Genomic DNA, 20,756 nt, shown 5'->3' on the forward strand with positions numbered 1-20,756 from the left:
TGCCCGCAGCGTAACTCTCCCCTACCGGTCATGCATTGGGGTCGAAGGGGATTCCGGCCGGCTTGGCCTTCGCGAGGTGGGCGTTGAAGTTGCCGTCCTTGAGCCCGAAGACCGCGCTGCCGAAGTTCGCCTGGACCAGCTTGTCCCGTACTCCCTCGGGATAGCCGTTCCAGCCGACGAGTGTGGGGAACTGCCACCCGTGGTAGTGGTTCTCCGGCGGCTCGTCGTTGCTGTTCGCGGGCCGGAAGCAGTGCGTGCTCAGGCCGTCCTTGTGGTAGACGACCTTGGGGTGTGTACCGTCCCACCGGATCTGGTCACGGTTGTAGATGTCGAAGTTGCCGTGGGCCGAGGTGGAGACGTAGCGGGCCTCGTTGTCCTGCACCCACACCACCACGTGCTCCCAGTCGTGCCGGTGCCCGCCCAGCCCGCTGCCGGCCACCGCCTGGTCCTTCTCGAAGTAGAGCCCGTAGATGATCGCGCACCAGCCGTTGTTGCACTTGTAGCGCGCGTACCCGTTGGTGTTGTCCAGGTCCCCGGCGTCACGGCAACTGCCGTTGACCGCACCGGTGGTGTTGAGACCCGGGGATATCGTGCCGTCGGGTCCGATCGCCGGAGTCGGGTAGCAGCCGTCCGTGTCGTAGTCGAAGGCGGGCTGGAACGTCTGCTCCATTCCGTCCGCGTTGCCCGGCAGGGCGGGCGGCGGGGCGGCGAGAGCACTGCTCGCCGAACCGATGACCAGCGTGATGGCGCCGGCGACGACGAGCGACGCCCTGCGGAAACGGGCTCCGGGCTTCATGGATCCTCCAGGTTGACGCGTGGCGGGGGCACGCGAACAACATTGGCATGCCCACTACAAACGTAATGAACCCTTCCACCTGGACCAACGCACCCTGGACACCGGAGGGATGAACGGTCGGCCAATTCACGAGGCCGACCGGCGGCGCCATCAGGGACTCACCGAGGGCGCGCACCCGTCGCGGACGCGGCGGCGCCCGACAGGACGGCCCGGCCGGGGCGGAGGGTCCACGGCACAGGCTCGGTATTCGTCAGCCACCGCCGGGCGATCAGGTGCCGTGTGATGAGGAGCCGCAGCCCACGCGACTGCTTGCCCCAGCCCATCCCCTTGCACATCTGCTTGACGGACGGCCCGTGGCCGTGTGCCGCACGGAAGTCCGCGCTGAACCGCGCGGCGCGCGGCCCTTCGTCGGGGTGGCTGTCCTGCCAGGCGTCGAACGCGGCACGCACCGTCCCGTCGAACTGCGCGGGAACGGGTGTACGCATGAAAGCCTCGGCCACCCGCACAACGGGCATCGCGCACTGCGGGCAGTGCTCGACCGCCTCGGCGTGCCGCCGCAGCGCCGGACTCACCTGGGCCTTCCATTCGTCCCAGGTCATCGTCGGCGCCTTCGTGCGGGACGTGGCAGGCGGCAGGGGGTGCAGGCCTGCCAGGTGCCGTACGGCATCTCCCAGGAGGTAGCGGTTGCCGTCCACTTCGAGCAGGAAGCCCTTCGCCAACAGCTCTGGCAGCGCGGCACGGCAGTGCGCGGGCAGGTCGGCCGGCAGGGTGCCTGGCCGGCCCGCGGGGGCGTGCGCGGCCAGGAACAGTGCGGCCAGCCGGGCCTCGGTCGAGGTCTTCCTGGCCGGCTTGGCGGTCAGCGTCCGGTTCGTCCACCCCGACACCCGGGACCGCGTCAGCTTGGCGAAGGGCAGCCGGCGGTCCGAATCGTCCACGAGGTCCGGCACGGTGATCGCCACGGGGATGTCGGGGTTACCGCCGATCAGGTCGCCCCGCGCCTGCCACCCCAGAGCTCCGACGGCGGCCACTGCCCCCTCCGCGTCGGCCAGGCGGAGTGAGCGCAGGTCCTGCCCGGTGAGGTTGCCCGTGCCGCCCCGGGCCGACCGGATGGCGACGACCACTGCGAGGAGCTGGGCATCCGCTCCTTCGAGCGGCAACGAGCCCACGTAGGCCAGGAGCCGCCGGGCGGCCTCGCCCTGTCGGGCCGTCAGCAGGAAGGCGATCGGAGGCTTCGCCACGGCCGGCGCGGCAGTGGCAGTGGCAGCGGGCGTACGGGGAGAAGAAGGAGGCACGCCCGGTACAACGTGCGTACGGGGCTGAGGTCACGGCCGTCGCCCGTACTGCTGTACGACCGCGGAGGAGGGTCGCACCGGCTACTCCGCTCCGCCCGGGGAACGCACGCCCGCCCAGCAGCGGAACCTGGACGACATCCTCGCCGTGACGAAGGTCCCGGAGCGGACACCGGAGTCGCACCTGCGGTCCGCGACCTTCACGTTCCGCGACATCGTCCAACGGCTCGACGGGCGCAATCCGTTCGGCAACAAGGGCGTGCGCTACCAGGGCTCCCACGACGACGAGGCCCTCGACGCCGGTGCGGAGCGCTTCGGCGCCGACCCCACCGCACGGCGCGACCTGTCCTACGACAGCGGTCTGACCTGCCGTGTCTCCGTGCCCGTACTGACGATGCACGCCATCGGCGACCCACCGCCTTCGTCGAACACGAAGCCGCCTACCGCGACAGTCTGGAAGGCGCCCACCGCGACCGCCGTCTCGTCCAGACGTTCACCCAGGAGAGCGAGCACAGCGGGCTCAGCACGGCCGAGGACGCCAGTGCCGTCTCGGCGCTGTCCGACTGGGTGCGGACGGGCCGGAAGCCCCACCCGCGGCCGTCTCGGCGTCCTGCCCCTCCTTCGACACGATCTACGGCACAGGATGCTTCTTCCGGCCCGATCACGTCCCCGGCTCCTGCGCCTCACGCGTCAACGCCCGCCCCGGAGAGGACCGTTGGCCCGCGCTGACCAGCGCCCAGGAAAGGGAGTGGAGCCGTCTGGACGACGTGGGCATCGCCCCCTGACATACGGGCGGACGCGGGGGAAGGCCACGACGGACGCGAACCGCCCGGCCCTCCCCCGCGTCCCCTCGTACATGACCATCGGATCCGCGGGTCGTCGGCGTCCGGCAGCCGCCACCGGGAAGGGAAGGGTATGAGCGTCCTCCCGACAGGGGCGTCCCTGCTCACGGCGGCCGGCAAGGCGGCGGTCGTCGCACCCGTCGCGGTGGGCCTCTCCTACGTCGACGCGTGGTGCGTGCGGGCGAGTACCGGCGGGCTGGGGTGGCTGTTCGGCACCGAGTTCTGGCTCATGGTGCTGATCGTCGCCGGACTGTGGATCCGCAGCTGGACCGACGAGGACGACCGGTGGGTGGGTGTGCTCGTGCTCGGCGTCCTGGTGGCCGGGCTCGTCGCCGGCCCGCTGCTCCTGTTCCACGGCGCACTCGCCGGGCTGGCGGCGGTGCCCGGTGTCGCCGTACTCGGGACGACCGCCGCTGTGACGGCCCGTGTGTTCGGCTTCGACGTCCACCACCGGGACTCCCTCCCGTGGTGAGCGGCAACCTTTCGGACCCCGGCGACCACTGTCTTCCTGTCAGCCGTCGTGCCAGGGAACGGGAGCTCGTATGCATAGCGTCGGAAGGTCAACGGGAGTGGTGCTGGGTGCCGTGATGTCAGCGGTGGCGGTGATGGCGTCGCCCGGCGAGGCAGTGGCGGCAGGGGCGACCATCGTCGTGGCCGTGGGCGGCGACGACAGCGCGGCCGGCACTCTCGAACACCCGCTGAGGACCATTCAGACGGCCGTGGACAGGGCGCGCCCCGGCGATGTCATCACGGTCCGGGGCGGTACGTACGGGCTGGTGGACAACATCACCATCACCACCTCGGGCGAGCCGTCCCGGCCGATCTCGCTCGGCGCGTACCAGGGCGAACGGGTCGTGATCGACGGCGAGCGGCTGCCCGCCTCCCATACGCCCGTCGGCGGAAGCATCCCGCGCGCCGAGCGCGGAGCGATCCACCAGGAGGCCTCCCACTGGCGGGTGTCCGGCCTGGAGATCGTCAACGGCCCGTACGGCTACTACTGCGACGGCTGTGACGGCAACGTGTTCTCCCGGCTCACGACCCGCGACAACTACGAGACGGGCTTCCAGCTCCAGGGCGAATCCGCCGACAACCTGATCGTCGGCCTCGACAGCTTCGGCAACCGTGACCCGCGCAAGAACGGCGAGAGCGCGGACGGCCTCGGGATCAAGGAAGGCAGCGGCGCGGGCAACGTGGTGCGCGGTGCACGCCTGTGGAACAACGTCGACGACGGCTTCGACACCTGGAAGTTCGCGTCGCCGGTCCTGATCGAGAACACGGTCGTGTACGGCAACGGATTCGATCGCTGGAACCTCCCGGACTTCGCGGGTGACGGCAACGGGTTCAAACTCGGCGGCGGCACACCGGCCCCGGCGGCGGGCCACACGGTGCGCAACTCGGTCGCGTTCGGGAACGCGAAGCACGGCTTCACCGACAACGGCAATCCGGGGGCCCTCGCCCTCACCCGCACCTCGACGTTCCGCAACGCCGGAACGGGCTTCGACACCGACACGGCCGGAGGCCTCGCCGGGCTCTCGGGAAACCTGTCCGTCTCGGACGGACGCGCCGTCGCCCTCGGCGCGGATACGGATACCGACGGCAACTCCTGGGATCTCGGCGGCACATGGGACGACGCCTCCGTGCTGAGCACGGACACTGCTGCCGTCACGGGGTCACGCGGCGCGGACGGATCCCTGCCACCCGCCCCGGTGTTCCTGGTGCCCCGGAACGGGGCGTCTGTCGGTGCACGGCTGTAGGCACGCACGCCGTGCGGCCTCGGAACGCGCGGGCGGAGCCGCAGTTGGGTCGGGGCGGCGTGCCCCGCTTCCCGAGGGACGGCCGACGCTGGATATCGTCGCGTCCATGACCGTCCTCCAGCGCCTTCGCCCCGATCACGCTGCGGCTCTCCTCGCCTTCGAGCGGGAGAACCGGGCGTATTTCGCCGCCTCGGTCCCGGACCGGGGTGACGACTATTTCGCCGGATTCGACGTGCGTCACAGCGAGTTGCTCGCCGATCAGGCCGCCGGGCTGCTCCACTTCCATGTCCTGGCCGACGAGGAGGGGGCCGTTCTGGGGCGGGTGAACCTCGTCGATGTCGCGGACGGTTCGGCCGAGTTGGGCTACCGGATCGCCGAGCGTGCCTCGGGGAAGGGACTTGCCACCCAGGCGGTCCGACAGGTGTGCGCGCTGGCTCTCGCCGAGTACGGGCTGAGCGTCCTGCGGGCGGTGACGACGCAGGACAACCACGGGTCGCAGGCGGTGCTGGCCCGCGCGGGGTTCCAGCCGGCCGGCGAGATCGTGCTGTGCGGCCGCCCGGGGCTGCGCTTCACCCGGGACCTGAGGGATCCGGCAGCCGGACCGCGCTGACCCTGGGGTCCGGTGGCCGCCGGAAGCACATCGGTGGCGGACCGCGTCGCGGTCCGCCACCGATGTGTGGGATCGGTCGGGGTGGTCAGTTGTCGTCGGTTTCCTCGTTGGTGATCTTGCCGTTCGCCGCGTCGACCTCGAAGGCGGTCTTGTTCCAGTCCTCGGTGACGACGTCGACCTCCCAGACCAGGGTCTGGGTGTCGTTCTCGTCGAGATTGACCGAGGTGACCGTGCCCTTCTTCTTGTCCGTGGCAACCTTGGCCGCCTGCTGCGGCGTCTGCGTCGCCTTGGTGAGCCAGTCCGCGAGTTCCTGCTTCTCGGCGTCGGTCTGACCCTCGTCCGGGACGGACTCGATCACGTCGCCCGACACCGCGTCGATGGTGACGGTGTGCGCGGTGCCGTCCTTCTCGACCACCTCGGCGATCCACCTCGGGCCCGTGGAAGAGCCGCTCGGGCTCGGGCTGCCGGTCGCGCTGCCCTCGGGGCTCGGGCTGCCGTAAGGGCTCGCGCTCCCGTCACCGCTGGGGCTGGCGCTGGCGCTGGGGCTCGCCTCGTCCTCGTCGTCCAGGCCCTCGATGTCGAGGTCGGTCAGCTTGCCGCCGGACACCTCGCCCACCGCTGTCGTGGCGGCCTTGTCGAAGGTGACCTTGACGGTCGAAAGGAGTTCCTTGCGCTCGGTCTGGTCCTCGGTCAGCTGGGCCGTGCTGGAAGGGCTGCCGGAGACGCTCTCCGAGGGGGTGGTGGTCTGCTTCGGAATGACCTTCGCAGCTTCTGAGGTCGCCGCGGCTGTCTTGTCACCGCTGTCCTGCCCGCAACCGGTCACGAGGGCGGAGGCAAGGACTGCGCACAGGGCGCCGACGACACGGAGCCGGCGGGTGCGCGAGGAAACGGTCTTGTTTCGGCGGGTCTCAAATCTCATACCCGCATGCCTAGCCGCCCCGGCGATCAGTCATGTTGTCCGCCCGGCGGCTGTCACCCGATCGACGGTGCGGTCCGCCCGTTCGCCTTGGTCGCGCGGCACGCCCGGCGAGGCCGGGACCGGCCTGGTGCGGCACGGCGAAGGACGCCGGTTCGGGGAACCGGCGTCCTTCGTAGGGATCCGTGGGCGTCAGGCGGTGAGCTGGACCTCGGACGGTGCGGCCGCCGACATCACCGAGCCCGCTGACGGGACGGCCCGCAGCTGCGCCTCGGCGGCGCTCAGGGCATCGGGCACGGTCCTGGTTCCGGTGGTGACACACAGGGTGTAGGAGACGTCCTCGAGACGACGGCCGCTCTCGGGAGTGCCGAGCCGCGCATGAGCGCTTCGCAGTGCTTCGTAGCGCTTGACGAGATTCCGCAGCGTTGCGGGATTGGCCATCAGCACGGCAGTTCCTCTCCACAGGGCGGCCGGGAGCCCACGGCCCCGCGCCGACGAAGTCCGATCGCGCCGGCGGTACTCCCGGCGTCACGGGCGGCCGTGCGAAGCTGACAGCACGCGTCCGGTCCCTTGCAGATGATGGTCGCCCCGCCTCACCGAATCCGCATCCGGAATCACTCGGGGTCACGGGGCCGGGCTCCCGAGCGCCACGTGCGCCGGTGCGAAACAATGGATGCGACGGGGCGGCGGCGGCTGCCGGTGCCCGGTCGGGAGGTCACTCATGGATTACCCGGAGAGTTACGAACTGATTTTCCAGGCGACGGGCGCCGCGGACGACGTGGTCGTCGTCCACCTCACGGCCCGGTCCGGTGCCGGGGGTCACCCGGTCTACGAGGACGAGTCCGGAATCGTACGTGCCGAGGTCAGTGAGCTCGGTGAGGTACGGATGCTCGCGAGCGGCGGGCACCAGGTGCTCAGGGTGCCGTTGCTCGCCCGGCCGCTGAGCCACGGGGCGGCCCGTCGCACCGGCCGGTGAGACCTCCGTCTTCACGCTCCTGTCCGTCCTGATGTCCATCCATGCCCACTCTTCTTCCGAATGTGTTTACTTTCCGGAGAAGCGGCCGTAGCCTGCTGGTGAATCCACAGACTCGGGCATGAAACGGATACGTAACCACATGTACGCACCGGAGCGTCAGCAAGAGATCCTCCGCCTCGCCGGCGAGAGCGGCCGCGTCGATGTGCTGTCGCTGGCCGAGGAATTCCAGGTGACCGCCGAGACCGTCCGGCGTGATCTCAAGGCTCTCGACCGGGCAGGACTGCTGCGCCGTGTGCACGGCGGTGCGATTCCGGCCGGGCGGATCGGATTCGAGCCCGGTCTCGCCGAGCGCGACACCGTGGCCGCCGACGAGAAGGACCGCATCGCCGCCGCCGCGCTGGGTGAACTCCCCGCCGAGGGCAACATCATCATCGACGCGGGGACGACGACCGTCAGGCTGGCGGCCGCCGTCCCGATCGACTCCGGTCTCACCGTGGTCACCCACGCACTGCCGGTCGCCGCGCGCCTCGCCGACCATCCCGGGATCTCGCTGCACCTGGTCGGAGGCCGGGTGCGCCACCGCACCAGCGCCGCCGTCGACGCCTGGGCCCTCAGCGCGTACAGCGAGATCAACGCCGACGTCGTCTTCCTCGCCACCAACGGCTTCTCCGCCGAGAGCGGCCTCACCACTCCTGACCTGGCCGAGGCCGCGGTGAAGCGCGCGGTGATCACGGCCGCCCGCCGGGTGGTGCTCCTCGCCGACTCCGCCAAGTTCGGCCAGGAGCACTTCGCGCGCTTCGGCGACCTCTCCCAGGTCGACCTGCTCATCACCGATACGGGGCTCAGCCCCGAGGACGCCCGGGCCATCGAGAGCCGGGGCACGGAAGTAGTACGCGCATGATCCTTACCGTCACCCCCAATCCCAGCCTGGACCGGACGTACGAGCTGCCCGGACTCACCCGGGGCGCCGTCCTGCGGGCCACCGCGGACCGCGTCGACCCCGGCGGCAAGGGCATCAACGTCTCCCGCGCGGTCGCCGCCGCCGGACACCGTACGGTGGCCGTCGCGCCGCTGGGCGGCCCCGAGGGCGAGCTGCTGGCCCGGCTCCTGGGCGAGCACGGCATCGAGGCCGCCGGGGTGCCGATCACCGGCAGCACCCGGATCAACGTCACCCTCGTCGAACCCGACGGCACGCTCACCAAGGTCAACGCCGCCGGACCCGAGATCACCACGGCCGAGGCGGAGTGCCTGCTGGACGCGGTTCGTTCACGGTCGGCGGGCACGGAGTGGATCGCCTGCTGCGGCAGTCTGCCGCGCGGGCTGCCGCCCGAGTGGTACGCCGAGCTGGTCGCCCGCAGCCATCGTGCGGGGGCCCGGATCGCCCTCGACACCTCCGGGGCCGCACTGGTCGCGGCGCTGGCCGAGCGGCCGGACGTGATCAAGCCGAACACGGAAGAACTCGCCGAGGCGGTCGGCCGCCCGCTCGCGACTGTCGGTGACGCGCTCAAGGCGGCGCAGGAGCTGTGCGAGCTCGGGGCCCGCTCCGTGCTGGCCAGCCTGGGCGCCGCCGGGCAGTTGCTGGTGGAGGATTCCGGCGCGTACTTCGCCGGCGCACGGGTGGATGCCGTCCGCAGCAACGTCGGCGCGGGGGACGCGTCCCTCGCGGGCTTCCTCGCCGCCGGGGGAACGGGCCGGGCGGCGCTCTCCGCCGCGGTGGCCCATGGCGCGGCCGCCGTCCAACTGCCCGGAAGCGTCATGCCGACCCCGGCCGACCTCGATCTGTCCGCGGTCGTCACGACCTCGGACATTCCCATGGATCTCGCTCTGACGGAGCCTGCCCCATGACCGCCGTACCCCCTTTCCAACTGTCCGAGTCCCACGTCCCCGAACCGTCCGTCCCCAGGACGGTCCACGAGCAAGGAGCCCCGCGATGAGTGAGCTGATCACCGCGGAACTGGTCGACCTCGAGCTGTCCGCCGAGACGAAGAGCGCAGCCGCCCGTTACCTGGCCGAACGGATGGTGACGGCCGGCCGTGTCACCGATCTCGACGGCTTCCTCGCCGACGTGGCGGCCCGAGAGGCGCAGATGCCGACCGGTCTGGACGGCGGCATCGGCATTCCGCACTGCCGGAGCGAACATGTCACCGAGCCGACGCTGGCCTTCGGCCGCAGTGCCCGGGGCATCGACTTCGGTGCCGCGGACGGTCCCGCGGATCTGGTCTTCCTGATTGCCGCGCCGGCCGGTGCGGACGACGACCACCTCACCATCCTGTCGAGCCTGGCACGGCGGCTGATGGATCCCGGATTCACCGGCGCGCTGCGGGCGGAGGGTGATCCGTCCGCCGCGGCGGCCCTGATCCGCGGTGAGGAGGCACCCGCACCGGCCGAGGCAGCGGCGGAGGCACAGGACGCGTCGGCCGACGAGCCGTTCCGGATCGTCGCCGTGACGTCCTGCCCCACCGGCATCGCGCACACCTACATGGCCGCCGAGTCCCTGGAGGCGGCCGCACGTGCCGAGGGCGTGGTCATCAGTGTCGAGACGCAGGGCTCGGCCGGGTTCCAGCGGCTCGACCCGTCGGTCGTCGCCGCGGCTGACGCGGTCATCTGGGCCCACGACGTGGAAGTGCGGGAGAAGGCACGGTTCAGCGGCAAGCCGGTGGTCGACACCGGTGTGAAGGCCGGGATCAACCGGCCCGCCGAGCTCATCGCCGAGGCCCGGCGCAAGGCCGAACGCGGCGAGACCAGCCGGTTCTCCGACGCCGGCGCGGACACGGGAGCGGGTGCGTCCGGCCGCTCCTCCGCTCACTTCGGGGTCAGGCTGCGGACGTATCTGATGTCCGGCGTCAGCTACATGGTGCCGTTCGTCGCCGCCGGAGGTCTCCTGATCGCCCTGTCGTTCGCCATCGGCGGCTACGAGATCGCGAGCGCCCCGTCCGTCGCCGAGCACTTCGCCTGGGGCGAGGCGAACAGCTGGGCCGCCCTGCTGAACCAGATCGGCGGCGCCGCGTTCGGCTTCCTGGTCCCGGTGCTGGCGGGTTACATCGCGTACGGGATGGCCGACCGGCCGGCGCTGGTCCCCGGCTTCGTCGGCGGGGCCATCGCCCTCACGATCAACGCGGGCTTCCTCGGTGGTCTGGTCGCCGGTCTGCTGGCCGGTGCGGTCGTGATGGCGATCCAACGGGTGAAGGTGCACCCGACCCTGCGCGGCATCATGCCGGTGCTGGTGATCCCGTTGCTCGCGTCGATCACCGTCGGGTTCCTGATGTTCGTCGTGGTCGGGAAGCCCATCGCCTCGCTCCAGAAGGCCCTCACCGACGGGCTGAACGGTCTCTCGGGCTCCAACGCGGTGATCCTCGGTGTCGTCCTCGGCCTGATGATGTGCTTCGACATGGGCGGCCCGCTGAACAAGGTGGCGTACGCCTTCGCGGTGGGCGGCCTGGCCGACCCGACGGACGGCAGCCTGAAGGTGATGGCCGCGGTGATGGCGGCCGGAATGGTGCCGCCGCTCGCGATGGCGCTCGCCACGACCGTACGCGGCAGGCTGTTCACGCGGACCGAGCGGGAGAACGGCAGGGCGGCCTGGGTACTCGGCGCGTCGTTCATCAGTGAGGGCGCGATCCCGTTCGCCGCGGCCGACCCACTGCGGGTGATCCCCTCGGTCATGGCCGGTGGCGCGGTCACGGGGGCGCTGTCCATGGCTTTCGGCGCCACGCTCCGCGCCCCGCACGGTGGCGTGTTCGTCGTGCCTCTGATCGGTCAGCCCTTCCTCTACCTGCTGGCGATCGCCGCGGGTACGGCGGTGGCGACGGCCCTGGTCGTCGTCCTCAAGGGACTGCGGCGCAGCCCGGAGGGGGCCGCGCCCGTGGCCGACGAGCCCAAGGTGCCCGTAGCCGCCTGACCCTTCCGTTGTCCCCTCTCCCGTACCGGAACCTGAAATCGATTCGTCCCTCAGGAGGGAACCCATGTACCAGCGCACCGTCTCCGTAGGCTCCCGCAGCGGGCTGCACGCCCGTCCGGCCTCGCTGTTCGTCCAGGCGGCGACGCGTCAGCCGGTCAGGGTGACGATCGCGCGCGACGGCCGTGACCCGGTCGACGCACGCAGCATGCTCTCGATACTCGCCCTGGCGGCGCAGCACGGCGATACCCTCGTGCTGTCCGCCTCCGGTGCGGGTGCGCAGGAGGCGGTCGAGGAACTGGCGACGCTGCTCGCGCAGGACCTCGACGCGAAGGCCTGATCGTGACGGAGCGGTGGGATCCGGCGGGTGCGGGCGTGATCGCGCTCCCCTCGGGCCGGCTGGTCCGGGGCCGCGGACTGCGGCGCCCGGTTCCCGAGGGCCCTGATCCCACCTTCTCCGTCCATCTGCTCGGCAGGCAGCCGCCCCCGGTTCCCTGGGAGTCGCTGTGGCTGCGCTGGCCGGACTTCCGGCTTCCCGCGGACCGGGCGCAGGCCCGGGCGATGCTCCGGCAGGCGTGGGACCGGGCCGCGACGGACCGTGTCGAGGTGGCCTGTGGAGGCGGGCGGGGGCGAACGGGTACGGCGCTGGCGTGTCTGGCTGTCCTGGACGGGGTCCCGGCGGACGAGGCGGTGGCCTACGTCCGCCGGCATTACCATCCCAAAGCCGTGGAGACACCCTGGCAGCGGCGGTACGTCCGGCGCTTCGACCGGCGGTGACGGGCGCGCGCCGGAGCCTGTGCGCCCGGTCCACGGTTCATGCGGCGGGGCTCATTCCACCGCGTGCGGCACCGGGACCGTGGCCGCGCCTCCGGCGCGTACCGCCTCGACGACTCTCTGGTGGAAGGAACGGCTGGCTTCTTCGGAGGGGCACGGCACCGGACTCCCGGCCAGCGTGAACCAGTCCGAGGCGCCGCTGTACTGCACGGCCACCTCTGCCTGCCCTTCGGACCATGTCGTGTGTACGGTCAGATCGCCGTCCACGACTCCTACCTCTTCGGTGCGCACTCCGCCTGTTCCCGCGAAGACACCGCAGGTAGTCCACGATGCCCAGTTCATGACGCGTCACCCTTCGGGACGAACCCAAGCCTGCCCTGCGGACTGATTCCGAGTATGGCACCACGGACGTTCACTCGCACGGGTGTACCACTGTGTGCCCCGCCCGTCGCACACCGCTGTCGCTCAGGGATGCATCGAGGCGCCCTTGAGGATCTTGTCGACGGCGTTCCGGGGCCCGTAGAAGGCCAGGCCCACGAGGTCCAGACCGTCCCGGCCGACGGCCCGTACCGCGGCCCGGTTGGCCTTGTCGTGACCGGTCGCGAAGAGGTCCGAGGTGAACACGGCCGTGATCGTGCCCCGGCCGACCGCCCGGGTGTGCGCGGTGGTCAGCATCTCCTTCGATCCGGCGAAGACGAGGACGGGCTGGCGGAACATCGGCAGGTACGGGGTGTCGTCCGCGTCGGCATACGGTTCACCGATCGCCTCAGGTGCCTGTGTGCCGAGCCCGCTGACGAGGAAGGCGGTGACGTTGAGGCGCTGCCAGGTCTCGAGATCGTCACGGAGCAGCACCGCGATCTTGGTGTCGAAGCGTACGGGCGCGTTGTCGTTGTGGTCGGTCATACGCAGAGCCTGCCAAGCCGCCGGCCAGGGGTCTTGTACGAACTTTGCACGGTCGGCCCGTACCGCCCCTGTAGGCTTTCCCTCATGGCTGCACGTCCGGACATCACCGCGTGGCGTCCGGGGGTCGAGGGAATCGACGAGGTGTTCCACGCCCACTTCGCCGACCACGCGTACCCCATGCACACGCACGACGCCTGGACGCTGCTCATCGTCGACGAGGGCATGGTCCGCTACGACCTGGACCGCCATGAGCACGGGGCACCGAGCTCCGTGGTGACACTGCTCCCCCCGCACATCCCGCACAACGGGGACGGGGTCACGCCCGGGGGCTTCCGCAAGCGCGTGCTGTACCTGAACACCGCGCAGATCGACCCGGAACTCGCCGGGCGGGCGGTCGACCGCCCCGTGCTGCACGATCCGCGGTTGCGACACCGTGTCCACCAGCTCCATCTGTCGCTGGAGCGCCCGGGGGACGAGCTGGAGGCCCAGAGCCGTCTCGCCCTCGTCTCCGAGCGTCTCGCGGAGCATCTGCGAGGTGAGCTCGGGGTGCCGCGCCCGGCGCACGACCGCCGGGTCGCCCGCGAACTGCGGGCGCTGCTCGACCGGCACTACGTGGAGGGGCTGACGCTGCGGGACGCGGCGGACCGGCTGCACACCCATCACACCCATCTGGTGCGGGCGTTCAGCCGTGAGTTCGGCATGGCTCCGCACCAGTACCTGACGGGCCGTCGAGTCGATCTGGCCCGGCGGCTGCTGCTCGGGGGCATGCGGGCGCCCGAGGTGGCGACGAGCGTCGGTTTCTACGACCAGTCCCACTTCTCCCGGCACTTCAAGCGTGTGGTCGGGACGAGTCCGGGCCATTACGCGCGTACCGGGACGCAGGCTTAGCGGCGCTCCAGCGCCCCGCGGACGAACGCCGCCTGACCCGCGTGCTGCAGGTCGTCGGCGATGACGCTGACGAGCCGTACGCCGAGGGTCACAGGGGGCGACCAGGACGCGTCGACGATGCGGTCCAGGGCCCGGCCGTCGAGACCTCGGACGAAGCCGAGGGTCTGTTCGTGCACGGCGTCGAAGTACCCGAGGAGCAGGTCGGGCGAGGCCACCTGGACGGACGCCACCTGGGCGCTGTCGTGGCCGTATCCGGTGGACTCCTTGATGAAGGGCAGCTCGTAGCGGCCGGCCCAGTCCTGTAGGAACCAGACCTGTTCGGTGCCCGCCGCGTCGGCGACGTGGTCGTCCTGGACGCGCGTGAGGTGCCACACGAGCCAGGTGATCGAATTCGCGTCCGCGTCGAGCCTGGCATTGAGTTCGGCGGGGACCAGGCCTTCGACTGCGGCGTGAACCGTTTCATGAATGCGCTCGAACGCATCGGCGAGAATGCCTGCACTGTTCATACGCCCACCTTGGCCGGTCCGCGTGCGGGCCCCGGACTTCGACACGCGGCGGCGGGAGCGGTCAGGCGTGGACCGTGCGCAGCCATTCCGTCAGCAGGGTGTTGACCTCGGTGGCGCGTTCCTGCTGGATCCAGTGTCCGCACCCCTCCAGGATGTGCGACGAGACCAGGCCGGGAAGCGTGGTGGGGTGGGCCGCGATCGCGTCGGCCATCCAGGTGGTGGAGGAGTCGAGGCCGCCGCCGATGAAGAGCGAGGGGCGGGTGAGCCGCGCGCCGTCCCAGGCGGCCAGGTCCTCCCAGTCCCGGTCGACGTTGCGGTAGCGGTTGAGCCCGCCGGTCAGCCCCGTCCTCGCGAACTCGGCGCTGTACACGTCGAGGTCCTTCCCGGTGAGCCAGGACGGCAGCGGGCCCTCGGGGAAGCGGTCGCGCATGCGTCCGCCCGCAGGTACGAAGAAGGGTCCGGCCTCACCGGGCGGCGGCATCGTGTCCGCGGAGAGCGCGGCGTAGAACCCCGCGAGCCACCCGCGTACGTCGGGGTCGATCTCCGCCTCGGCGCGGCCGGGTTCCTGGAAGTAGCTGACGTAGAACTCCTCGTCCCCGCCGATGCGGGCGAAGCCGTCGGTGGGCCGCATCGGGTTCCACGGGGCGTAGGGAACGCTGAGCATGGCCACGGCGGTGAACATGTCGGGCCGCAGCAGCGCGCTGTTCGCCGCGATGGGCGAGCCCCAGTCGTGGCCGATGACCGTGGCGGTCTCCTCCCCCAGCGCGTGGACGACTCCGACGTTGTCGGCGACGTGGGCCGTCATCCGGTAGGCGTCCACCTCGCCGGGGGCCGATGAGCGCCCGTAGCCCCGTACGTCGAGGGCGACGGCGCGAAAGCCGGCCGCGGCGACGGCCGGCAGCTGGTGGCGCCAGGAGTGGGACGTCTCGGGGAAGCCGTGGATCATGAGGACGAGGGGGCCGGTGCCCTGTTCGAGCAGATGGATCCGGCCGCCGGGGACGTCCACCAGCCGGTGGACGGCCCCGGGGACGGACGCGGAGGGGGCGGGCCGCGGCATGGATCCTCCTGGGGTTCCCGGAATCGGTCTGCGTCACGATCATTCGACGCTGCCGCTCCCCCGGGCAAGCGATCTTGCCGTTCCGGCAAACGGGTCGGCCCGCACCCCTCACACGAGGAGGTGCATCAGGTGTCCGCAGGCCGTGGCCTCGTCCGGATGCCGGGCGAGCACCTCGTAGGTGCCGCGTTCGTACGCGCCGGTCTCCCACACCCCGTCGGCCGCCCGCCTCAGGAACAGGAAGTCGGTGGGGGTGGGGACCGGTTCGTGGACGTCTTCGATGCGGTAGTAGCCGTCGGGCACCCTCGCCGCTTCGAGCACGGTCCGCAGTTCACGGCGTTCCATGGGTGGTTACGCCCCCGCGGGCGTGAGGTAGGCGTGGTCCAGCAGCCACTTCACGTTGAGCCTCTCGCCTGCGCCCGGGTCGAGGAAGACCGCGTCGAGCTTGATCTGCTGCCCGCCGCCGCGCTGCTCGAACCACGGCGCGATGCTGCCCTGCCAGACCCAGAACGGCTTGGCGACCTTGTAGACACGGTAGTCGCAGGGAACCGCGGCGTCACGGGTGTTGAGGTTCTGCGGGGGCAGGGCGCGCTCGGTGTACGGGTCGCCCGCCGGTGCCAGGTAGCTGCCGTACTCGGAGCCGAAGCGGTCCAGGCGCTGGCCGGTGCGCAGCTTGGCGGGCTCCTTGTCGATCTCACCGTTGACTTCGGCGAAGCCGTCGTTGGGCGGGTACTTCCAGCTGCCCGTGTCGGCGGGACCCTCCCAGTACTTGGTGAGGAAGGCGGACGGCGACAGGGTTCCTGTGCGCTTGTAGCCCTTGAGCAGCGGGCCGACCGGGGCCTGGGCCGGGTTCGGCAGCCACTTGGGTCCCAGCCTGGCGTCGCCGAGGAACTCGCCGGTGCAGGGGTCGTGGCTGACGGCCGCCGACCGCGCGGGATCCTGGTGCGGTGCGGCACTCGCGGCGGGGGCTGCCACGAGCCCGGCGGCGAGCCCGATCGCCGCAAGTGCGGTACGGATACGGTTCATTCGGAGGTCCCCTCGATTGCCGATCAACAGCAGGTCTGCACACGAAGGGTAGTTGACCAATCGCTCAGGGTGTTCGCGCCATGCCGTCTAGGAGCCCGGCCGGAGATCGCGGCCGGGCTCCTCGCAGGGTCAGCCCGCGGCCGGGTCCGGTACGAGACCGTCGGCCGCCAGGCCCTCGAGGACCGCCGCCCCCAGGGCCTGGACGGCGGACATCGGGCGCACCATCACGGTGAACTCCTTGATGAGGCCCGCCTCGTCGAACTGCAGCAGGTCGATCCCGTGGATCTCCTTGCCGTTCACGGACGCCTTGAACATCAGGACTTCCGAAGGGGCCGCGGCGTCCTCCGTACTGGTGAGCGCCTCACCCTCGAGGTGTCCGATGTAGCGGAAGTCCTCGAAGGTGCGTACGAGCACGCCGAAGAGGCCGAGCACCATCGGCCGCCCCTCGAACGGCGTGAACTTGACCGGGCTGAAGAGGCGGACGTCCTCGGTGAACAGTCCGCCCAGTGCCGCGAGATCGCGCTTCTCCACGGCTGCCCGGAAGCGTTCCGTGGTGTCGGTGGCGGTCATGACCATCACTCCTCGAATTATTAGTCAACAAAATGACTGATCACTTCGATGAGTATGCCGTAGAGGTGTCCGTTCGGGCGAGGAGTCGACGGCCTCGGTCTCAGGAGGGCGGATCGACGTAGCGCACGGTAACCTTGTCGAATCCGAGGGAGCCGAGCAGGCCCTGGAGCATGGCGGCCGTGTTCTTCTCGGCCCGGCCGGTGAGGCCGCTCTCCTTCGCGGCTTCCCCGATGTGCTTCGCGGCCAGCTTGTTGACCGCCTGCTCGCTGCCGGGGTTGTCGGAGAAGAAGTCGCCGAGCCGGTCGAGGAGGCCGCGCTGCTTGGAGACCGCGTAGGAGCGGTCGGGGTCCAGCGCCGGCTTGCCCAGGACGGCGTGGGGCAGGCGGAGTTCGGCCGTGGTGCGCTCCTTGTTGACGACCACGCCGTCCTGGGCGACCTTGCCGAGGTCGACGGAGGCTCCGACCGTGCCGGCGCCCACGTAGAGGGTGCGGGTGCCGCGGATGGCGTCGGGCAGGAATTTGGCGTCCTTCTCCAGGTCGACGACGACCTGGAAGTTTCCGGAGGCCGCCTCGTACGCGCTCATGTCCTGGATCGACTTGAGGACCGCGGGCCCGGACCGGTCCGTGGTCTCCTCGCCGAACATGCCGCCGAGCCCCGGAAGGAGGCTGAGCCGGGTCCCCACGAGCATCAGGACCACGGCCGCGGCACACACGCCGGCGAACGGCAGGCATCCACGCATGCGGTTGCGGCGCCGGGGCGCGCCGCCGTCGGGGTCCGGGGTGCTGTCTGTCCTTACGTCTGTGGACGTCATGCCTTCCGTGTGACCCGCTCCGGCCGTTTCAGTCCGCCCGGCGGTACGACTACGCCAGATCCTGTACGGGCAGCGGCCCGATGGGCGGGGTGGAGGGGCCCGGCGACCAGACCAGGTCCCTCCACCCCTCGGTCACTCACTCCAGGAGGTCGGAATACGCCCCCAGAGCCAGTGCGATGTCGGCCTGGGCCCAGAACCGGTGGTAGGTGAAGACCGGTGCGGCCCCACCGTCCAGATAGCTCTGCACCTTCGGCCAGTTCGGGTCGTCCTCGTAGAACGACCGGATGGACAGGAACGTCGAGTCGTTGTCGACGGTGTCACCGTTGGGCATGGCGCCCGTCCAGCCGTTGGGGACGTACACCGGGTCGTCGAAGCGGTTGTAGTCGGCGCGGGTCTCCGGCACGGCCACCCCCGCTCCGTCCTGGTAGTGCTCCCACATGCCGTCGAGCAGCGCCTGGGCCGTGGTCTTCGCCTCCGCGTCACCGGACTTGGCGGCGTAGTAGGTCAGGGTCCTGGCATAGGCGCCCGCCACTCCGACGTCGTTGGTGTAGTCGGCGACCGTGACGTGGAGCCCGTCGTTCGCACCGGGGCTCGACGCGTTCCAGGTGTCGGGCGCGCCCGACCACTTGAGCGTGGACGGCATGAGATAGGTGCCGTCCGGATTGACGGTCGTCTCGGACAGGGCCCAGTCGACCCACTTGTCGAGTACGGCCTTTGCCTGGGCGTCACCCGACTCGTGGTAGTACTCGGCGACGCGCTCCATGGACCACGCCTGGAAGCCGAACCACTGGTTGGACGGCGGGTCGTGGTAGACGGGCTTCTCGTCGTAGTACATGCCGTAGAACGTCGGCGTGCCGGCCGGCGGCTGCGCGTAGCTGCCCTTCCAGCTGTTGGTCGCGCCGCCCGCGATGGCACCCTCGTCGGACTGGAGCCACTGGTAGAAGTCCAGCTGCCGGTCCAGGCTCTTGGCCCAGTCCTGCTGGCCCGTGGCCGACTTGGGCTTGAGGTCGGCGACCGAGCTCAGGGCGTACGCCGCCATCGGGTTCTGGTATCCGCCGTGGGCATGGCTGGACCCGATGCGCCAGGACCAGCCCGCCGAGGTGTCGGTGGCGCCGCCCCAGGCGTAGTACCAGGACATCAGGTAGTGCGCGCTGTCCTTGCCGCTGCCCGCGGGGCAGGCGGTCGGGCCGACGCAGTTGCCGACCTTCTTGAAGTACTTGTCGAACATGGCATAGCGCAGGTAGTCGCCCATCTTCGCCGCCTTGCCGACGGTGGCCGCCACCTCGCTCGACTTGCCCTGCTCCTCGGCCCAGATGTCGGCCCAGTAGGCGGCCTGCACGGCACGGGCGTCCGCGTCCGGGGCGTTGGTGAACTTCCACTGCTTGGCGTACGAGGCGTCCCCGGTGAACAGGTCCAGGTAGCCGTTGTCGCCGCCGTACGTGAAGTTGTCACAGGTCGGGTGGGTGACGGTCTCCCAGACGGACTCCTGCGGTCCGCGCTGGAAGGTGTTGATGTACGACGGTCCGGTGTCGGTGGGACCGGCCGCGCACTTCCCGGGCGAGTTGCCGAATCCGTAGACGTTGTCGACGTCCTGGATCCAGTGCATGCCGTAGATGTCGTCGGTGCCGTACGCGCTCTTCAGCTCGGCCGCGATCGGGTCCGACCCGGAGGCCGCGGATCCGTCGAGCACCGCCGGGTACTCGTTCGGGGTGTCGTGCTCGGGCGCGTAGGTGGCGGGCTTCGAGGCGTTGTAGAAGGAGTTCGTGGGCTGGTCGGCGTGCGTGGGGATCATGTACTTCTCCATGGTGTCCCACGCACCGTTGAACTTCGTCCAGTCCCCGGTGATCTTCCCGTACATCGCCTGCAGCCAGATCAGGTAGCTGTACGCCTCCGACGTCGTCTCGTGCCCGTGGTCGGGGGCCTCGACGATCAGCGTCTCCACGGAGTGGTAGGGGATGCCCTCCGAGGAGAAGTAGCCGTTCGCCGGGTCGGTGATCTTTCCGTACAGGTCGAGGAAGCGGGCGTCGTACTCCTTCGCCGCCGCCAGCTGGGTGACGGTGACCTCGGCCTTGCCGTGACCGGGCGCCGTCACGGTGAACGTCGCGGCTCCGGTGCCGGAGGCATCGGCCGAGACGGTCACCTTCTGGGCCGTGGACCAGTCCGTCGGGGTGAAGGTGAGGCTCGCCCCGGCGCTGACGCTCAGTCCGGAGTTCCCCGCCGACCGGGCCACCGTGGCGGTGACGTTCGCCGCCGGCCGGGTGGAGAGCTTCACGTCGAAGGTCCCGGACTTGCCCTGCTGGACGCCCAGTTGGGCCGGTGTCGCGACGACGGCGGGACCGGCGGCGACAGTGATGCCCGCCGGGGTGGACTCCGCGGAGGCGCCGAGGCTGTCGTACGCCCTGGCGTAGACGGAGTGGCTGCCGGCGGCGAGGCCCTGGGCGCTGTACGTGTAGGGGGAGGTGGTGTCGGTGCCGAGCAGCGTCGTGTTGTCGTAGAACTCGACCTTGCTGATCCCCGCTCCGTCCGCGGCCGCCGCGGTGGCGGCCAGGGGGACCGGGTCTCCGGCGGAGAAGACGGCGCCCGCCGCCGGAGAGGTGAGTACGGTGATCGGCGGCTGGTGCGCGCCCGCGCAGACCGTGCCGTTGACGGCGAAGGCGGTCGGAGCGGTGTTGGTGCCGCTGTAGGAGAACTGCGCGCCCGTCGTCACCGCGGCCCCGGCGGCGATGGTGCCGTTCCAGGCCGCGTTCTTGACGGTGACGTTCGTGCCGGACTGGGACCAGATGCCGTTCCAGCCGTTGGTGAGCTGCTGGTTGCCCGCGTAGGCGTAGGTCAGGGTCCAGCCGTCGATCGCGGCCGATCCCCGGTTGGTGACGGTGAGTTCGGTGCTGAATCCCGAACCCCAGTCATTGGCTTTCTGGTCGACGCTGCACTGCACGGCGGCTGCCTGGGCAGGGGTGCCGGCTGCGGCGGTCATACCCAGGGGAAGGGCGAACGCGGCCACGAACGCTGTCCACAGCCGTCTGGATCCGGCTCGGGTCCGGCCGGGTCTTTTCGGTAACCAAGTTCTTCGTGCGGTTCCCGTCGGCATGCGCGGGTACCTCCTCGCGGCTCGGCGTACATGGGGGTGTGCGGGGCTGTGCACAAGC

General features: G+C 70.5%; 23 protein-coding genes and 1 pseudogene. 11 read left to right on the forward strand and 13 right to left on the reverse strand.

Annotation, left to right across the window (positions count from 1 at the left end; translation table 11 throughout):
- Nucleotides 1–28 precede the first annotated feature (28 nt).
- Entirely contained in the window at nt 29–796 is a 768-nt protein-coding gene (locus OG524_RS00680; protein WP_405392955.1) for an NPP1 family protein, read from the reverse strand.
- A gap of 158 nt (nt 797–954) precedes the next feature.
- Nucleotides 955–2,034 (reverse strand): hypothetical protein, encoded by a 1,080-nt coding sequence (locus OG524_RS00685; protein ID WP_405392954.1) that lies wholly within the window; start codon nt 2,032–2,034, stop codon nt 955–957.
- 130 nt (nt 2,035–2,164) lie between these two features.
- Here OG524_RS00685 and OG524_RS00690 point away from each other — a divergent pair.
- From OG524_RS00690 to OG524_RS00705, 4 genes and pseudogenes are all read left to right on the forward strand, one after another.
- Nucleotides 2,165–2,870: pseudogene (locus tag OG524_RS00690) on the forward strand (hypothetical protein); the annotation flags it as partial.
- 130 nt (nt 2,871–3,000) lie between these two features.
- Nucleotides 3,001–3,399 (forward strand): hypothetical protein, encoded by a 399-nt coding sequence (locus OG524_RS00695; protein WP_405392953.1) that lies wholly within the window; start codon nt 3,001–3,003, stop codon nt 3,397–3,399.
- Between the two features lie 115 nt (nt 3,400–3,514).
- Nucleotides 3,515–4,681, forward strand: a complete 1,167-nt coding sequence (locus OG524_RS00700; RefSeq protein ID WP_405812410.1) for a right-handed parallel beta-helix repeat-containing protein — start codon at nt 3,515–3,517, stop codon at nt 4,679–4,681.
- A 106-nt stretch (nt 4,682–4,787) separates the two neighbouring features.
- Nucleotides 4,788–5,291 carry a GNAT family N-acetyltransferase gene (locus tag OG524_RS00705; protein WP_405392952.1) on the forward strand — a complete coding sequence of 168 codons (504 nt, stop codon included), beginning with the start codon at nt 4,788–4,790 and terminating at the stop codon, nt 5,289–5,291.
- 85 nt (nt 5,292–5,376) lie between these two features.
- On the opposite strand, the gene OG524_RS00710 is transcribed toward OG524_RS00705, so the two are convergent.
- Nucleotides 5,377–6,210 (reverse strand): PepSY domain-containing protein, encoded by an 834-nt coding sequence (locus OG524_RS00710; RefSeq protein ID WP_405808530.1) that lies wholly within the window; start codon nt 6,208–6,210, stop codon nt 5,377–5,379.
- A 189-nt stretch (nt 6,211–6,399) separates the two neighbouring features.
- The gene (locus OG524_RS00715) at nt 6,400–6,654 is read right to left on the reverse strand and encodes a DUF5133 domain-containing protein (RefSeq protein ID WP_405392950.1); all 255 of its coding nucleotides are present in this window, start codon (nt 6,652–6,654) and stop codon (nt 6,400–6,402) included.
- 274 nt (nt 6,655–6,928) lie between these two features.
- Here OG524_RS00715 and OG524_RS00720 point away from each other — a divergent pair, with 274 nt between their 5' ends.
- From OG524_RS00720 to OG524_RS00745, 6 genes are all read left to right on the forward strand, one after another.
- Nucleotides 6,929–7,183, forward strand: coding sequence for a DUF6296 family protein (locus OG524_RS00720; RefSeq protein WP_405392949.1), 255 nt, complete (start codon nt 6,929–6,931; stop codon nt 7,181–7,183).
- A 139-nt stretch (nt 7,184–7,322) separates the two neighbouring features.
- Entirely contained in the window at nt 7,323–8,084 is a 762-nt protein-coding gene (locus tag OG524_RS00725; RefSeq protein WP_405393398.1) for a DeoR/GlpR family DNA-binding transcription regulator, read from the forward strand.
- Entirely contained in the window at nt 8,081–9,028 is a 948-nt protein-coding gene (gene pfkB, locus OG524_RS00730; protein ID WP_405392948.1) for a 1-phosphofructokinase, read from the forward strand. The genes OG524_RS00725 and pfkB overlap by 4 nt, the downstream gene beginning before the upstream one ends.
- 85 nt (nt 9,029–9,113) lie before the next feature.
- Nucleotides 9,114–11,081, forward strand: a complete 1,968-nt coding sequence (locus tag OG524_RS00735) for a fructose-specific PTS transporter subunit EIIC (protein ID WP_405808533.1) — start codon at nt 9,114–9,116, stop codon at nt 11,079–11,081.
- A gap of 64 nt (nt 11,082–11,145) precedes the next feature.
- A complete protein-coding gene (locus OG524_RS00740; protein WP_405392946.1) occupies nt 11,146–11,418 on the forward strand; it encodes an HPr family phosphocarrier protein in 273 nt (90 codons plus the stop codon).
- Between the two features lie 2 nt (nt 11,419–11,420).
- Entirely contained in the window at nt 11,421–11,855 is a 435-nt protein-coding gene (locus OG524_RS00745; RefSeq protein WP_405808536.1) for a protein-tyrosine phosphatase family protein, read from the forward strand.
- 51 nt (nt 11,856–11,906) lie between these two features.
- Here the strand turns inward: OG524_RS00745 and OG524_RS00750 are convergent, their stop codons facing one another.
- Both OG524_RS00750 and OG524_RS00755 read right to left on the reverse strand, forming a co-directional pair.
- Nucleotides 11,907–12,194: a hypothetical protein gene (locus OG524_RS00750; protein WP_405392944.1), complete on the reverse strand. Its 288-nt coding sequence runs from the start codon at nt 12,192–12,194 to the stop codon at nt 11,907–11,909.
- 123 nt (nt 12,195–12,317) lie between these two features.
- A complete protein-coding gene (locus tag OG524_RS00755; RefSeq protein ID WP_405392943.1) occupies nt 12,318–12,755 on the reverse strand; it encodes a DUF2000 family protein in 438 nt (145 codons plus the stop codon).
- An 84-nt stretch (nt 12,756–12,839) separates the two neighbouring features.
- Between OG524_RS00755 and OG524_RS00760 the strand changes: the two genes are divergently transcribed.
- Nucleotides 12,840–13,643 carry an AraC family transcriptional regulator gene (locus OG524_RS00760; protein ID WP_405808538.1) on the forward strand — a complete coding sequence of 268 codons (804 nt, stop codon included), beginning with the start codon at nt 12,840–12,842 and terminating at the stop codon, nt 13,641–13,643.
- On the opposite strand, the gene OG524_RS00765 is transcribed toward OG524_RS00760, so the two are convergent.
- The 7 genes from OG524_RS00765 to OG524_RS00795 all read right to left on the reverse strand — a co-directional run bounded on the left by OG524_RS00765 (nt 13,640) and on the right by OG524_RS00795 (nt 20,698).
- Entirely contained in the window at nt 13,640–14,149 is a 510-nt protein-coding gene (locus OG524_RS00765) for a DUF664 domain-containing protein (RefSeq protein WP_405392941.1), read from the reverse strand. The genes OG524_RS00760 and OG524_RS00765 overlap by 4 nt on opposite strands.
- Nucleotides 14,150–14,210: 61 nt before the next feature.
- Nucleotides 14,211–15,206, reverse strand: a complete 996-nt coding sequence (locus tag OG524_RS00770; protein ID WP_405392940.1) for an alpha/beta fold hydrolase — start codon at nt 15,204–15,206, stop codon at nt 14,211–14,213.
- Between the two features lie 108 nt (nt 15,207–15,314).
- Nucleotides 15,315–15,548: a hypothetical protein gene (locus tag OG524_RS00775; protein ID WP_405808540.1), complete on the reverse strand. Its 234-nt coding sequence runs from the start codon at nt 15,546–15,548 to the stop codon at nt 15,315–15,317.
- Nucleotides 15,549–15,554: 6 nt separating this feature from the next.
- Nucleotides 15,555–16,229 (reverse strand): TNT domain-containing protein, encoded by a 675-nt coding sequence (locus tag OG524_RS00780; protein WP_405392938.1) that lies wholly within the window; start codon nt 16,227–16,229, stop codon nt 15,555–15,557.
- A 129-nt stretch (nt 16,230–16,358) separates the two neighbouring features.
- Nucleotides 16,359–16,799 (reverse strand): nuclear transport factor 2 family protein, encoded by a 441-nt coding sequence (locus OG524_RS00785; protein WP_405392937.1) that lies wholly within the window; start codon nt 16,797–16,799, stop codon nt 16,359–16,361.
- Between the two features lie 100 nt (nt 16,800–16,899).
- Nucleotides 16,900–17,610, reverse strand: coding sequence for a DUF4230 domain-containing protein (locus tag OG524_RS00790; protein ID WP_405392936.1), 711 nt, complete (start codon nt 17,608–17,610; stop codon nt 16,900–16,902).
- 136 nt (nt 17,611–17,746) lie between these two features.
- Nucleotides 17,747–20,698: a glycoside hydrolase family 48 protein gene (locus OG524_RS00795; protein WP_405392935.1), complete on the reverse strand. Its 2,952-nt coding sequence runs from the start codon at nt 20,696–20,698 to the stop codon at nt 17,747–17,749.
- Nucleotides 20,699–20,756: the final 58 nt, after the last annotated feature.

Source organism: Streptomyces sp. NBC_01520, assembly GCF_045040375.1.
Classification (GTDB): Bacteria; Actinomycetota; Actinomycetes; order Streptomycetales; family Streptomycetaceae; genus Streptomyces.

Bases quoted from the DNA above. Each gene is read 5' to 3' on its own strand.
- OG524_RS00695 (WP_405392953.1), top strand. From the start codon at position 3,001: ATGAGCGTCCTCCCGACAGGGGCGTCCCTGCTCACGGCGGCCGGCAAG.
- OG524_RS00795 (WP_405392935.1), bottom strand. From the start codon at position 20,698: ATGCCGACGGGAACCGCACGAAGAACTTGGTTACCGAAAAGACCCGGC.
- OG524_RS00720 (WP_405392949.1), top strand. From the start codon at position 6,929: ATGGATTACCCGGAGAGTTACGAACTGATTTTCCAGGCGACGGGCGCC.
- OG524_RS00755 (WP_405392943.1), bottom strand. From the start codon at position 12,755: ATGACCGACCACAACGACAACGCGCCCGTACGCTTCGACACCAAGATC.
- OG524_RS00770 (WP_405392940.1), bottom strand. From the start codon at position 15,206: ATGCCGCGGCCCGCCCCCTCCGCGTCCGTCCCCGGGGCCGTCCACCGG.
- OG524_RS00710 (WP_405808530.1), bottom strand. From the start codon at position 6,210: ATGAGATTTGAGACCCGCCGAAACAAGACCGTTTCCTCGCGCACCCGC.
- OG524_RS00740 (WP_405392946.1), top strand. From the start codon at position 11,146: ATGTACCAGCGCACCGTCTCCGTAGGCTCCCGCAGCGGGCTGCACGCC.
- OG524_RS00680 (WP_405392955.1), bottom strand. From the start codon at position 796: ATGAAGCCCGGAGCCCGTTTCCGCAGGGCGTCGCTCGTCGTCGCCGGC.
- OG524_RS00750 (WP_405392944.1), bottom strand. From the start codon at position 12,194: ATGAACTGGGCATCGTGGACTACCTGCGGTGTCTTCGCGGGAACAGGC.
- OG524_RS00760 (WP_405808538.1), top strand. From the start codon at position 12,840: ATGGCTGCACGTCCGGACATCACCGCGTGGCGTCCGGGGGTCGAGGGA.
- OG524_RS00700 (WP_405812410.1), top strand. From the start codon at position 3,515: ATGTCAGCGGTGGCGGTGATGGCGTCGCCCGGCGAGGCAGTGGCGGCA.
- OG524_RS00705 (WP_405392952.1), top strand. From the start codon at position 4,788: ATGACCGTCCTCCAGCGCCTTCGCCCCGATCACGCTGCGGCTCTCCTC.
- OG524_RS00725 (WP_405393398.1), top strand. From the start codon at position 7,323: ATGTACGCACCGGAGCGTCAGCAAGAGATCCTCCGCCTCGCCGGCGAG.
- OG524_RS00785 (WP_405392937.1), bottom strand. From the start codon at position 16,799: ATGACCGCCACCGACACCACGGAACGCTTCCGGGCAGCCGTGGAGAAG.
- OG524_RS00765 (WP_405392941.1), bottom strand. From the start codon at position 14,149: ATGAACAGTGCAGGCATTCTCGCCGATGCGTTCGAGCGCATTCATGAA.
- OG524_RS00775 (WP_405808540.1), bottom strand. From the start codon at position 15,548: ATGGAACGCCGTGAACTGCGGACCGTGCTCGAAGCGGCGAGGGTGCCC.
- OG524_RS00790 (WP_405392936.1), bottom strand. From the start codon at position 17,610: ATGACGTCCACAGACGTAAGGACAGACAGCACCCCGGACCCCGACGGC.
- OG524_RS00735 (WP_405808533.1), top strand. From the start codon at position 9,114: ATGAGTGAGCTGATCACCGCGGAACTGGTCGACCTCGAGCTGTCCGCC.
- pfkB (WP_405392948.1), top strand. From the start codon at position 8,081: ATGATCCTTACCGTCACCCCCAATCCCAGCCTGGACCGGACGTACGAG.
- OG524_RS00780 (WP_405392938.1), bottom strand. From the start codon at position 16,229: ATGAACCGTATCCGTACCGCACTTGCGGCGATCGGGCTCGCCGCCGGG.